5 protein-coding genes are annotated in these 14,420 nt (G+C 45.0%); all 5 read left to right on the forward strand.

Annotated elements, in window-relative coordinates; translation table 11 throughout:
* Positions 1-60 precede the first annotated feature (60 nt).
* The 5 genes from GPK60_RS01635 to GPK60_RS01655 all read left to right on the forward strand — a co-directional run bounded on the left by GPK60_RS01635 (position 61) and on the right by GPK60_RS01655 (position 14,363).
* Positions 61-2,172, forward strand: coding sequence for a glutamine synthetase III (locus GPK60_RS01635; protein WP_215658732.1), 2,112 nt, complete (start codon positions 61-63; stop codon positions 2,170-2,172).
* Between the two features lie 264 nt (positions 2,173-2,436).
* On the forward strand, positions 2,437-4,560 hold the full coding sequence (locus tag GPK60_RS01640) for a glutamine synthetase III (RefSeq protein ID WP_022118980.1): 2,124 nt from the start codon (positions 2,437-2,439) through the stop codon (positions 4,558-4,560).
* Positions 4,561-5,454: 894 nt separating this feature from the next.
* Entirely contained in the window at positions 5,455-11,658 is a 6,204-nt protein-coding gene (locus GPK60_RS01645) for a beta-N-acetylglucosaminidase domain-containing protein (RefSeq protein ID WP_215658733.1), read from the forward strand.
* A 207-nt stretch (positions 11,659-11,865) separates the two neighbouring features.
* The gene (locus GPK60_RS01650; RefSeq protein ID WP_022118983.1) at positions 11,866-12,954 is read left to right on the forward strand and encodes a helix-turn-helix domain-containing protein; all 1,089 of its coding nucleotides are present in this window, start codon (positions 11,866-11,868) and stop codon (positions 12,952-12,954) included.
* 146 nt (positions 12,955-13,100) lie between these two features.
* Positions 13,101-14,363 carry a S41 family peptidase gene (locus tag GPK60_RS01655; protein ID WP_215658734.1) on the forward strand — a complete coding sequence of 421 codons (1,263 nt, stop codon included), beginning with the start codon at positions 13,101-13,103 and terminating at the stop codon, positions 14,361-14,363.
* The last annotated feature ends 57 nt before the right edge of the window (positions 14,364-14,420 follow it).

Genomic DNA, 14,420 nt, shown 5'->3' on the forward strand with positions numbered 1-14,420 from the left:
AGCAGAAAGGTTACAGAGAAATTCTGTTCCGGCTTATCACAGAAAGGATGAGAAGAAGACATGACTGAAAAGATGAATGTTGCAAAGATTTTTGGTGAAAATGTATTCAACGACAAAGTGATGCAGGAGCGTCTGCCGAAAAAAGTGTATAAAGCACTGAGAAAAACCATTGATGAGGGAAAAGAACTGGATCCGATGGTAGCAGATGTGGTGGCAGAAGCTATGAAAAACTGGGCAGTAGAAAAAGGTGCAACACATTACACACACATTTTCCAGCCTCTTACCGGTGTAACAGCAGAAAAACACGATGCATTTATCACAGCACCGAGACAGGACGGTACCGTACTGATGGAGTTCTCCGGAAAAGAACTGATCAAAGGAGAACCGGATGCTTCTTCCTTCCCGTCAGGAGGTCTTCGAGCTACGTTTGAAGCCAGAGGATATACAGCATGGGATTGTACTTCACCGGCTTATGTACGTGAAGATGCAGCAGGAGCGATCCTCTGTATTCCGACCGCATTCTGCTCTTACACAGGTGAGGCACTGGATCAGAAAACACCGCTGCTGCGTTCCATGGAAGCAATCAATGAGCAGGCACTGAGACTTCTGAGACTGTTTGGAAATACAACCTCCAAAAAAGTAACACCGTCCGTTGGACCGGAACAGGAATACTTCCTGGTTGACAAACAGAAATATCTGCAGAGAGAAGATCTGATCTTTACCGGACGTACCCTGTTCGGAGCAATGCCTCCGAAAGGACAGGAACTGGATGACCATTATTTCGGAACCATCCGTCAGCGTATTGCTTCTTATATGAAAGATGTCAACGAAGAACTCTGGAAACTTGGTATCTCCGCAAAAACACAGCATAACGAAGTAGCACCGGCACAGCACGAGCTGGCACCGATCTATGCAGAAGCAAACATTGCAGTTGATCACAACCAGCTGGTTATGAAAACACTGAAAAAAGTAGCATGCCAGCATGGAATGCAGTGCCTGCTTCATGAGAAACCATTTGACGGTGTGAATGGTTCCGGTAAACATAACAACTGGTCCATCACAACCGATGACGGTATCAATCTGTTAGATCCGGGCAAAACACCGCATGAGAATGTACAGTTCCTTATGGTACTGACCTGTATCTTAAAAGCAGTCGATGAGCATGCAGATCTGCTTCGTGAATCCGCAGCCGATCCTGGAAATGATCACAGACTGGGAGCAAACGAGGCACCGCCGGCTATCATTTCTGTATTCCTTGGAGAACAGCTGGAGGATGTACTGGAACAGCTGATCAGCACAGGAACTGCTACACACAGTAAAGCAGGCGGTGTACTGCATACCGGTGTCAAGAGACTTCCGGATTTTGCAAAAGATGCAACAGATCGTAACCGTACTTCACCGTTTGCATTTACCGGAAATAAATTCGAGTTCCGTATGGTAGGTTCCCGTGATTCCATCGCCGGACCAAACGTGGTACTGAACACGATCGTCGCAGATGCATTCTCACAGGCATGCGATGTACTGGAAAAAGCAGATGACTTTGAACTGGCTGTACATGATCTGATCAAAGAATATGCAACCGATCACCAGAGAATCGTATTTAACGGAAACGGTTATTCTGATGAATGGGTAGCAGAAGCAGAAAGAAGAGGACTGCCGAACATCAAATCCATGGTGGATGCAATCCCGTGCCTGGCAACTGATAAGGCAGTAGAACTGTTCGGCAAATACAAAGTTTTCTCAAAAGCAGAACTTGAGTCCCGTGTAGAGATTAAATATGAGAACTATGCAAAGGCTATTAATATAGAAGCAAAGACGATGATCGACATGGCTTCCAAACAGATCCTGCCGGCAGTCATCGGCTATACCAAATCTCTGGCAGATACTATCCTGGCAGTTAAAGGTGCAGGTGCACCGACAACCGTACAGACAGATCTGCTGAACGATGTAAGCAAACTGCTGGAAGAGGCAAAGGCAGCCCTGGTAACACTGGAAGAAGTGACCGACAAAGCAGCCGAAGCAGGAGATATGGCAGCTGAAGCAAGATACTTCTACGAGAGCGTTGTACCGGCTATGGCAGCCCTTCGTACACCGGTTGACAAACTGGAAGTACTGGTAGATAAGAAAGTATGGCCGATGCCATCCTATTCCGATCTGCTGTTCGAAGTATAAAAAATGTAAAGATACAGTGGTTTCCCCACCCTGTTATTCCATCCCGAAAAGTAATGAAAGGGACAGAAATCAACAAAAGATTTCTGTTCCTTTTTTGGTGTGCAGCGATTCTCTCAGGCAGATGTCAGCAGAGCCTGGCAGGATTGCATAAGTTAGTTGCAAAACAGTGAAAAATAAGGTATGATTTGGAAGGATAGACAAAAGCAAACGAAAAAAGCTTTTTGGATATGAAAAGCAGCAGGTCACGATGGAGGATTGTAAGAAATGGAAGACAAGAACAAAGAAAAGATCAATGTGGTAGAGCTTTTTGGTTCGAATGTATTCAATGACAAGATCATGCAGGAGCGTCTGCCGAAAAAGGTGTACAAAGAACTGCATAAGACCATTGATGAAGGAAAAGAGCTGGATCCGATCACAGCAGAAGTCGTAGCTGGGGCTATGAAAGACTGGGCAGTGGAAAAAGGTGCAACGCATTACACACACTGGTTCCAGCCGCTTACTGGATTCACAGCAGAAAAACATGATGCATTTATTACAGCACCGCATGCAGACGGAACGGTCAGCATGGACTTTTCCGGAAAAGAGCTGATCAAAGGAGAACCAGATGCTTCTTCATTCCCGTCGGGAGGATTAAGAGCAACCTTTGAGGCACGCGGATATACAGCCTGGGACTGCACTTCACCGGCATTTGTACGTGAAGACAGTGCAGGTGCGATTTTGTGTATACCGACAGCATTCTGTTCCTATACAGGAGAAGCACTGGATCAGAAGACACCGCTGCTTCGCTCCATGCAGGCATTGCAGACACAGACACTCAGACTGATCCGTCTGTTCGGCAATACGACATCCAGAAAAGTGACACCTTCCGTTGGCGTAGAGCAGGAATACTTTATCGTGGACCGGCAGAAATATTTAAAGAGAAAAGACCTGATTTTTACCGGACGTACACTCTTTGGTGCCATGCCTCCGAAAGGTCAGGAGCTCGATGACCATTATTTTGGAGTTATCCGTCAGAGAATTGCCGGTTTTATGAAAGAAGTAAACGAAGAACTTTGGAAACTGGGTGTTTCTGCAAAGACACAGCACAACGAAGTCGCACCGGCACAGCATGAGCTGGCACCGATCTATGCAGAGTGCAACGTAGCAGCAGACCACAACCAGATCATTATGGAGACTTTGAAACAGGTGGCAGAGCGTCACGGACTGCAGTGTCTTCTTCATGAAAAACCATTTGCGGGAGTCAATGGTTCTGGTAAGCACAACAACTGGTCCATCACCACAGATGACGGCATCAATCTGCTTGATCCGGGCAAGACACCGCACGAAAATGTTCAGTTCCTGATGATCCTGACCTGTATTTTGCGTGCTGTAGACCGCCATGCAGATCTTCTTCGTGAATCCGCAGCCGATGTCGGAAATGACCACAGACTGGGAGCCAATGAGGCACCGCCTGCTATTATCTCCGTATTCCTGGGTGAACAGCTGGAAGATGTGCTGGAACAGCTGATCAGCACCGGCTCTGCAACACACAGCTTAAAAGGCGGAAAATTACATACCGGCGTTAAGACTCTTCCGGATTTTGCAAAAGATGCAACGGACCGTAACCGTACCTCACCGTTTGCCTTTACCGGAAATAAATTTGAATTCCGTATGGTAGGTTCCAGAGATTCCGTAGCAGAATGTAACGTGGTGATCAACACGATCGTAGCGGAAGCATTCTCCGATGCCTGCGACCGTCTGGAAAAGGCAGAAGATTTTGAGCTTGCCGTGCATGACCTGATCAAAGAATATGCAACAGAACATCAGAGGATCGTATTTAATGGCAACGGTTATTCTGAAGAGTGGGTAGAAGAAGCAAAACGCAGAGGCCTGCCGAACATCAATTCCATGGTGGAAGCGATCCCGGCACTTGTGACCGATAAAGCGATCCAGCTGTTTGGCAAATTCGGCGTATTTACGGAAGCTGAACTCCGTTCCCGTGCAGAGATCCAGTATGAAGGATACTCCAAGGCACTGAATATCGAAGCCCGTGCCATGATCGATATTGCCAGCAAGCATATCATCCCGGCCGTTATGCGTTTTTCCAGAAACCTTGCCGGTACGGTAAATGAGATCAAGACAGCCGGAGCAGATGTGACCGTTCCGATGAACATGCTTAAAGATACAACAGCCCTTCTTTCTCAGACAAAACTGGCACTGGCAAAACTGCAGGAGGCAGCAGATCAGGCGGCAGCCATGGAGAATGGAAGAGAACAGGCAGAGTATTATCATGAAGTTGTGTTTAAAGATATGGAAGAACTGCGAGTTCCGGTGGATAAGCTGGAGATGATCGTAGATAAAGAAGAGTGGCCGATGCCATCCTACGGTGACCTGCTGTTTGAAGTATAAAAGGATGTAGGAGCTACAGAGCTGTACAGTTGCCTGGCAGCTCATGCAGTCGGAGATGAAAATCATAAACGCCAGAGATAAAAGCCAAAATCATAATATACCTGTAAAAGGGTGATTTCAAAGCTGCTTGTCTCTGGCGTTTTTTATCTTAGTCGGAGAAGACTTCCCTGTGTACATAAAAAGCTGAAAATAAAAAAAGCCCTGAAAAGGGAGGATGCCAGACAGAGGGCTGCCTGGCAATTATGAAAAAAGTATATTCAAATAGTATTAAAATACTGAGAAAATGACATATGTATTAGGTGTCAATGAAATATTTCTGCAACATTTTTGACATTTTGAAGTATAAAGGGGAAAAATGAATTTGGCATGATGAGCGAATGAAAGTTTTTTGAATGTATCATGAATAAAATATGAACGTATCGAAAGACAAACGCAGAGCATTTTGCACATTCCGAGATGCTCAAAAATATCTGAAAAAAGTATTTGACAAATGCTGGAAAATGTGTATACTGTCTCTTGTAAGAACAAAGGCGTTCCGTTTATACGGAGCGCCTTTTTGTTCGCCGTTTTCCAATTTCTTACATACATTTTTCAGCAGAAAGCCCCATTTCCCGGGGCTTTTTGTTATGAATGAAAAGAATAGTACAGACTTTTGAAATTTTCGACGAAAAAAGCGAAGAATTTCACAAATATTCCTGCTTAAATTGCATAAGAAACTGATTCGAGATTGACAGTAAAACAGATAAAATGTATAATAAAGGTACTTATTTCGTGAGAAAATTTGCACTTTAACAACAAAAGATTTTCTTCGAAAAATAAGAAAACGATCGACGGGCGGGAGACGGAAGCTGCATACGGATTCCCGGTGTCGAACTTATGAAAAGGAGGATTTAGATGGGAAAGAATGTGAAAAAAGTCATCAGTCTTGTACTGGTTTTTGCCATGATTTTAACAGGCATGACTTTTACCGGATTTGATGCAAAAGCAGCAGATGCTGCAAATGACACTTCTGCGACAGCAGAATATGAAATTTATCCAACCCCGAGAAGTGTTGTTTACCAGGATAGCAGTTTTACCCTGGCAGATAAGACAAACGTTGTCTATGACAGCACGATCGACGAGGCAACACAGAAACGTCTGAACGAAGTACTGGCTATTCAGAATATCACAGGAACCGTGACAGGTGCCGTAGCTTCAAACGGAATGAACGTACTGGTTGGTACAAAAGGTTCCGATGGAGCAGTTGAAAAATGGTTCAACGACCATGTTACTTATGCAGATGATCTGTTTGACAAGAGAGATGCATATGTTCTGGCTATCCAGGACAATGTGATCGCAGTCCTTGGTAAAGACACCGATGCAGCATTTTACGGACTGAGCTCTCTGAAAATGATTTTTAACCAGGTGACAGAAAAAGCCGTACGCAAACTTCAGATCGAAGATTACGCATCCGGTCAGTACCGTGGATTTATCGAAGGCTACTATGGTATTCCGTGGTCTGTGGAAGATCGTATCAGTCTGATGAAGTTCGGCGGCGATTTCAAGATGAATATGTATATCTATGCACCGAAGGACGAGCCATACCACAATTCACAGTGGCGTGAGCTCTATCCGGCAGACAGACTGGAAGAGATCAGACAGATGGTGCAGGCAGGACAGGATTCCAAGTGCCGTTTTGCATGGGCAATTCATCCGTTTATGCACAGTGCTATCACAGCCTCCACTTATGATGCAGACCTGAAGGTTATCATTGCAAAATTTGAACAGCTTTACAACGTTGGCGTACGTCAGTTTGTGCTTTCCGCAGACGACGCAGCCGGCAAAGTAAGCCTACATGCAAGACTTTGCAAAGACCTGGATGCATGGTGCAAATCCAAAGGCGATGTTTACAATCTGTGCTTCGTACCGCAGGTATACTGTGCAGGTGCAGTAAACTGGAGCAGCTGGAGTGAAGGCGAAGCTCAGACCGTTGCAAACTACTTCAAACATTTTGAAAGTCTTCCGGATGTAGAACTGATGTGGACCGGTGAATCTGTATGTTATCCGGCAAGACAGAGTACTTTCAATAATTTTAAAAATTCTTATACAAACGGCAGAGAGGCATTTATGTGGCTGAACTGGCCGGTAAATGACGTAAACCACGCACGTTTGGTTATGGGCCCTGGAGACAGTGCAATCCTTGAAAAAGGTCTGACAAACTTCATGGGTATTGTAACGAACCCGCTGGAGCAGGCAGAAGCTTCCAAGACAGCACTGTTTGCGATCGCTGATTTTGCATGGAACACAGCTGACTTTGATGCAGAGAAGAGCTGGGCTGACGGCTTCAAGTACATCGACAGCGGAGCTCCACAGTCCCTGCATGAACTGTGCAAACATATGACTAACCCGAGCCCGGGCGGTATCACAGCGATGGGTGAGTCGGTAGAACTGACTCCGTACATCAATGCATTCAAGACTGCATACAACAGCAATGCAGATCTGACGGAATCCGGAAATGCACTGATTGAACAGCTGCAGAAGATCGTGACAGCTGCAGATGATTTCCAGACAAACGGAACAAACGAAAACCTAAAAGAAGAGATGAAACCTTGGGTAGATTCTCTGAGATATCTTTCCAAAGCAAGCATCGGATTTGTCAAGACTGCAATGGGACTCAAAGCAGGCGATGACGATGCTGTATGTGCAAATTATGTAAGTGCAGAAAACAATTACAAACTGTCACAGAACTGTGCGGCACCTCAGCTGAACGGCACTATCATGGCAGAAGCCGGAGCTATGAAGATCATGCCGTTCGCAGCACAGATGGAAAATTATGTGAAGAAAGCAGCACTGAAAGTGCTGGATAATACTTTCAGTGGCGGAAATACTTCCGGCGGTGGCACAGAGACCGGCGAGAAGAGACTGATGTACAGCGGACTTGGTGGATTCTACCAGGGAAATGCAGGCAATGTTATTGATGGAAATGACAGTACCTTTGCATGGTTTAATGCAAGTGTTACTGCAAATGGATACATTGGGCTGGATCTCGGAGCAGCTTATAAACTTGGCAAAGTCCGCATCCTGCAGGGAAGAACTCAGACAGATGGAGATATTTTCTCGCAGGGTATCCTGGAGTATTCCATGGATAATGAAAACTGGACACAGGTTGATGGTACTTACGGAACAAACGAGATCAACGTGGATCTGACAAACCAGTCCCTGAAAGCTCGCTACATCCGTCTGCGTACACCGGCTGCAACAAGCAAATGGTATGCAATCCGTGAATTCCAGGCAGAGACTTTCCCGGCAGATGAGTATGCATACACCAACACAGAAACTTACAAAGAGACAATTGTAACGATCAATAAAAATGAGGCTGCAATTCCGGAAGTCAAAGATGTTATCCTGAAAAATGGTGAGTACATTGGTATTGATTTCGGAAATGTACGTGAGATCAGCACGATTGCAGCAGATTACACAAACAAAGATAAGGTAACCTTTGAGTACAGCTATAATGGATTCAACTGGTATCCGGTTGATACCGAAAAAGGCATGGATGCAAAATACATCCGCTTCATCAACAAAGGGGAAGCAGATGTAACCTTTGATATCAATTCCGTAAGCCTGACCAACACCGATGCAGACAAGACCATCTTTGCAGAACCGGCAGGCGTGGAAGGATTTGATGCAAAACAGGCAATCGATAATTCTTTAACAACCATGTTCAGGGCAGGCGAAGGTGCAGGAACTCTGACTTACCGTCTGGATGCAGGTGTAAAAGACAGCCTTTACGTCATTCAGGATGGAGAGGAGATTTCCAATGCAAAAGTTTCTATCCATACCAATGCAGGTAAATGGGTAGAAGTCGGTACTCTGTCCAAATCGCTGAATGTCTTCAAGAATCTGGTATTCTACAATGGTATCAACGAAGTGAAGATCACATGGGATGGCACAGGAGCAGCTCCGGCAATCTATGAAATGTATACAAAAGAATCTGATTCTACAGCAGAAAGTGCACTGACAGATGCAATCAGTGCAGCAAAAGAACTGGATGAAGATCAGTATACCGCAGAATCTTATGCAGTTCTGAAAGCAGCGATCAAAGCAGCAGAAGCAGTAGCAGCAAAAGAAAATGCAACCGTTGAAGAAAAAGCAGCAGCAGTCAAAGCACTGGATGATGCCATTGCAGAGCTTGTAAAAAGAGAGAATCAGCCGGCAGATGACGGTTATAAAAAATTGCTTCCGGCAAATATGACAGGTGCCGCAGACAGTGAAGAGTTGACAGGCGAAGGAGCCGGAAACGGTATCATAGCAGCAGCACTTGACGGTGACAGCAGCACATACTGGCATACAAACTGGAATGACAACAGCAAACCGAAGGCACAGTATTCCAACGGAACACTGACCGGCAACAACAATTATACGATCACTCTGGATAAGGCATATGCAGTAAAAGCACTGACTTATCTCCCAAGACCGGAAAGAGACAAAAATGGTGTTATCAAAAACGGTGCCGTAACAGAAGCAAACGTTTATGTATCCACTGATAACGGAGAAACTTATACAAAAGTAGCAAATGTAACATGGTCTTATGAAGGAGAAACCATCCCGACTGAGAAGAGCGTTGAGTTCGAGCCGGTTGCAGGCGTAACCAATGTTAAATTTGAAGCAATTCACAGTGAAGGTGCAGAACCGAATATGTTCATCAATGCAGCAGAGCTGAATGTTCTTGCAAAATTTGTGGAGGCACCGAAAGAAGAAAATGTGCTCGAAGCACCGGAAATCACTGTGACTGCACCGGCAGCAGGTGAGACATCCGCAGATGCAGTCGTATCTTCATCAAAAGAAGGCAAACATTTTGAGGCAGTTGCAGACCAGGCTGCAGATCCGGCAACACTGACGCTGAATGATAACGTTCAGGTATCCTACAGTGATGGATGGGGATATTCCGGATACGTAACGGCAGAGAATGATGGAACAAACAACGGAAAATTTGATGTTTCCGGAGAAGACAAAGCAATGTTTATCCGTTTCCGTATGAAATCAGATGAGATCACAGGAAGCGGTACATATCAAATGCTTGGCAAGATGGATGAGCAGTATGGTGTTCAGCTCAAGAGCAGCGGCGTACTTGTTTATGCATGCGACGCAAAAGGTTCCTGGGTTGAGAGCAGCTGTGCGATCGATTCCAGTTTCTGGAATAAATGGCATGATATTCTGGCAGTATTTACCGGTACAAAGATGCAGATCTATGTAGACGGCAAAGCCGGAACACCGACATCCGGAAGAGCAAACGCAAGCGACAATTACGATGTAACCCTGAAATCTTACAACACAAGTACCTTTACAACTGGTTATAACATCAGCAAAGATCTTGGTTCCTCAACAACACCTCCATATACCGGACTGCTTTCTGACATCCGCATCTACAGCGGAAAAGATTACTCTGATAATCTGCAGAAATCTTATGCAGTGACAGCTCATGCACTGGATCAGGCAACACCGTCTGTAAACATTGCACTGACACCGTATACAACCAGCACAACCTGGTATAAGGACGGCAAAGAAGTAGAAGCAGGTGCAGCATTTGAGGCAAATGCAAACTATGAAGTAAAAACAGTCCTGACAGCAGTTGGCGATTATCGTTTCGCAGACAGCAGCAAACCGCAGAGCATCAAACTCTCTGACGGTACAAGTGTGAAACCGGAAGTAAATGTTGCAGCTGATTACAGATCCATGACCGTTTCCTACAGCTTTAAGACAGAGGAAGTACCATGTACCTGTGAGATCACAGATCTTGTATTTGATAACCAGACCATCCAGATGGCAGCAGCAGATACAAGCAAAACACTGAAACTGGCTGCAAAAGCAACCGCAGCAGACTGTGCAGCACATGAAAAGAACATCACTTACACTTATACACTGGTAGATGCCGGCACAACAAAGGCAGCTCTGGAAGGTGATGTACTGACAGTAAGTGCAGCAGGAACAGCAAAAGTAAAAGTAGTTGCAGAACTGAACGGAAAAACAGCAGAAAAAGAGATAACGGTTACCGTAACATCTGACAAAGCAACGGAAGCTTCCAGAACAGAACTTGGCAATACCGTAAACAATGCGAAAGCAATCGACAAAACGCTGTATACCGAGGATTCTGTAAAAGCACTGGAAACAGCGATCACAAATGCAGAAGCCGTACTTGCAAAAGAAAATGCAAGCGAAACAGAAGTAGCAGCAGCAAAGAAAGCAGTACAGGATGCAATCGATGCTCTGCAGAAAAAAGATACGGTTGACAAAGACAAAGAAGAAGCACAGAAAGCTCTGAGTGATGCGGTTACAAAGGCAGATGCTGTTTATGCAGCAGGTCAGGGACAGTACACCAAAGAATCCTGGGATGCATTTGAAAAAGCATACAAGGCAGCAAAAGAAGCAGGTGCTGATCTTACGGCAGCTGCTCTGAAAGATCTGACAGCAGCTCTTGAAAAGGCACAGGCAGCTCTGAAAACAGCAGAGACACCGGATACAGAACCAAATCCGACTCCGACACCGGCAGAGAAGAAACTGGCAGCACCGACGATCAAGTCTGTGAAAGCAAGTGCAGCAAAAGCAGGTGTGGTTGTAAAAGTGATCGTGAATGCAGTGGAAGGTGCAGATCATTATGATATTTACCGCACCGTAAACGGCAAGACGGTTCTGGCAGGAAGCACTGCATCCGGCAAGCTGGTATTTAAAGATAAAAAAGCCGCTTCTTTGAAAGGCATCAAGCGTGCATCTTACCGTGCAGTAGCAGTATCTAAGGATGCAAACGTAAAAGCAAGTGACAACGGTGCAGCTAAGACTGTGAAGTTTACAGCAAATGTAAAAATCAAGAAAGCAGCTGCTTCAGGCAAGAGTGTAAAACTGAGCTGGAAGAGAAATAAAAAAGCAACCGGTTATGTGATCTATCGTTCTACGAAGAAAAACTCCGGTTATAAACGGATCAAGAAGATCAACAACAATAAGACCGTTTCTTATCAGGATAAGAAGATCAGGAAGAAAGGTAATTACTACTACAAGATCGTGACGGTCAAAAAAGGAAATGCAAGTGCAATGTCCACTGCAAAAAAGGTAAAAGTGAAATAAAAAGTCGATAAAATCGAAGGATTTTTACCCGAAAAAGGGCTGCTGCAGCGATGCGGCAGCCTCTTTTTATGCGAAAAATATGCGAAAAGCATAAAAAAACATAATTTTCTCTTTTCTTTTTTGGTGATTTATATTACAATAATAGTCAAGTCAGATTAATAAGCGTAGTTGGTCTGGTATGAAAATGTATGGAAGGGAGAGAAAGACATGATATCAAACCAGATATTACAGTCAACCATAGAAGGATTAAAAGAAATATCGAGGATTGATTTTTGCGTGATCGATCTGGAAGGCAATGTGCTGGCTGCAACGTTTCCGGAGTCAGAAGAATATCGTTCCTCAGTCGTTCCGTTTGTAGATTCACCGGCAGACAGCCAGGTGGTACAGGGACACCAGTTTTTCAAAATATACGATGAGCTTCAGGTAGAATATGTGCTGGTAGCAAAAGGAAGCAGCGATGATGTTTATATGATCGGCAAGATGGCTGCATTCCAGATCCAGAATCTGCTGGTTGCATACAAAGAGCGATTTGACAAAGATAACTTTATCAAGAATCTGCTTCTGGACAACCTGCTTCTGGTAGATATTTATAACCGTGCGAAGAAGCTTCACATTGCAGCAAATGCGAGAAGAGTGGTATTTCTGGTTGATACGGCTCAGGAGAAGGATAATGCTTCCATGGAATGTATCCGTTCACTGCTTGGAACCAAGACAGGTGATTTTATTACAGCAGTTGATGAAAAGAGCATTATCGTTGTCAAAGAGCTGGCTTCCGAAGAAGGTTATCAGGAAATGGAGAAAACGGCAAAGCAGATTTTAAATGTTCTGCCGGCAGAAAAGCAGGAAGTATCGCATATTGCATATGGAACGATCGTAGAAGAGATCAAAGAAGTTTCCAGATCTTATAAAGAAGCACGTATGGCAATGGATGTCGGAAGGATCTTTTTCGAGGAGAAAAATATCATCGCATACAGTTCTCTTGGCATCGGCCGTCTGATTTACCAGCTTCCGATCCCGCTCTGCAAGATGTTTATCAAAGAGATTTTCGAGAACAAATCACCGGATGATTTCGATGAAGAGACGCTGGTTACGATCAACAAATTCTTTGAAAACAGCCTGAACGTTTCAGAGACATCCAGACAGCTGTATATCCACAGGAATACACTGGTATACCGCCTGGATAAGCTGCAGAAGAGTACCGGACTGGATCTGCGTGTATTTGAAGATGCAATCACATTCAAGATCGCACTGATGGTAGTCAAATATATGAAGTACATGGAGACGCTGGATTATTAATACCGCCTCCGTCATAAACCGCAGCATGGACACATAAAATAGCAACAAACAGAAGAAGACCGGAGAAGCCGCGTGCAAAGCCGGTCTTTTCTTGGGTTACAGAAAAGATGCGTTTCTGTACCGGGGAAGATATAAGGAGCAAAGATATGGCAAAGGACAAGAAGTTCGGAAAAGGTTTTTTCTGTGGAATCCTGACTTCGGCTGTGGTCGTTCTGGCCGGAAGCGGGGTGCTTCAGCAGGGCGGCTGGATCACAGGAGCAGATCAGAAAGAAGCAGGGGCAACGCAGGAGAGCACAGACAGTGCAGGCACACAGCTCAGTCTGGATCAGAAAAAGGTAGATACAAAGATCAAGAAGATGGAAGAGATCATCAATCAGCTCTATCTTGACAGTACGGATAACGATACGGTCGAAGCCGGCATTTATAAGGGCATGATCAGCGGACTTGGAGATCCTTATGCTGCATATTATACACAGGATGAACTCGAAAAACTGAATGAATCCACATCCGGAGAGTACAAGGGGATCGGTGCAAAGCTTTCACAGGATACACAGACGGGGGCAATCCAGGTCGTGACCTGTTTTGAGGGGACACCGGCAGAAAAGGCAGGGCTGCTTCCGGGAGACATTCTCTATTCGGTCAATGACATCGAAGTGACCGGGAAAGATCTGACCGATGTGGTCAGCCTGATCAAGACAGCAAAAGGAGACACCGTCCATCTGACAATCGCCAGAGAGGGTGAAAAGGATTATCTGGAGTTCGATGTGGAACGCTCAGATGTTGCCGTCCCGACGGTGGCCTACAAAATGCTGGATGATGAGATCGGTTATATCGCAGTCAGTGAGTTTGACAAGGTGACGGCGGAGCAGTTCAAGAATGCTCTGGCGAAATTAGAAGAACAGGGTATGGAAAAGCTGATCATAGACCTGCGAAACAACCTTGGCGGTGTGCTGGATACCTGCTGCGAGATGTTAAAACAGATGCTTCCGAAAGGACTGATCGTTTATACCGAAGATAAATACGGGCAGAGAACAGAATATACCTGCGACGGAAACAATGAGTTCAAAAAGCCGCTGGCAGTGCTGGTCAACGGGTACAGTGCCAGTGCGGCAGAAATCTTCAGCGGAGCAATCAAGGACTATGGGATTGGTACTTTAGTCGGTACGAAAACGTATGGAAAAGGGATTGTGCAGCGGATTGTCGGAATGGAGGACGGAACGGCAGTCAAACTGACGGTTTCCAAGTATTTCACGCCAAACGGCACGGATATCCACAAAAAAGGCATTGAGCCGGATGTGACCGTTGAGCTTGATGAAAGTCTGAAAAATAAAGTGACGGTCACGGAAGAAGAGGATAATCAGTTGCAGAAAGCCATTTCAATACTTCAGGAGGAATTTATAAGTAACTAAATATATTGCTTAATATGGTTAAATGTGTTTAAATATACCTATGGAGGTATTATTATG

It is taken from the genome of Ruminococcus sp. MCC718, from assembly GCF_018783905.1.
Taxonomy (GTDB): Bacteria; Bacillota; Clostridia; order Lachnospirales; family Lachnospiraceae; genus Hominisplanchenecus; species Hominisplanchenecus faecis.

What these genes read in the sequence shown, in the direction of transcription:
- GPK60_RS01635 (WP_215658732.1), top strand. Translation starts at nt 61, where the DNA reads ATGACTGAAAAGATGAATGTTGCAAAGATTTTTGGTGAAAATGTATTC.
- GPK60_RS01640 (WP_022118980.1), top strand. Translation starts at nt 2,437, where the DNA reads ATGGAAGACAAGAACAAAGAAAAGATCAATGTGGTAGAGCTTTTTGGT.
- GPK60_RS01645 (WP_215658733.1), top strand. Translation starts at nt 5,455, where the DNA reads ATGGGAAAGAATGTGAAAAAAGTCATCAGTCTTGTACTGGTTTTTGCC.
- GPK60_RS01650 (WP_022118983.1), top strand. Translation starts at nt 11,866, where the DNA reads ATGATATCAAACCAGATATTACAGTCAACCATAGAAGGATTAAAAGAA.
- GPK60_RS01655 (WP_215658734.1), top strand. Translation starts at nt 13,101, where the DNA reads ATGGCAAAGGACAAGAAGTTCGGAAAAGGTTTTTTCTGTGGAATCCTG.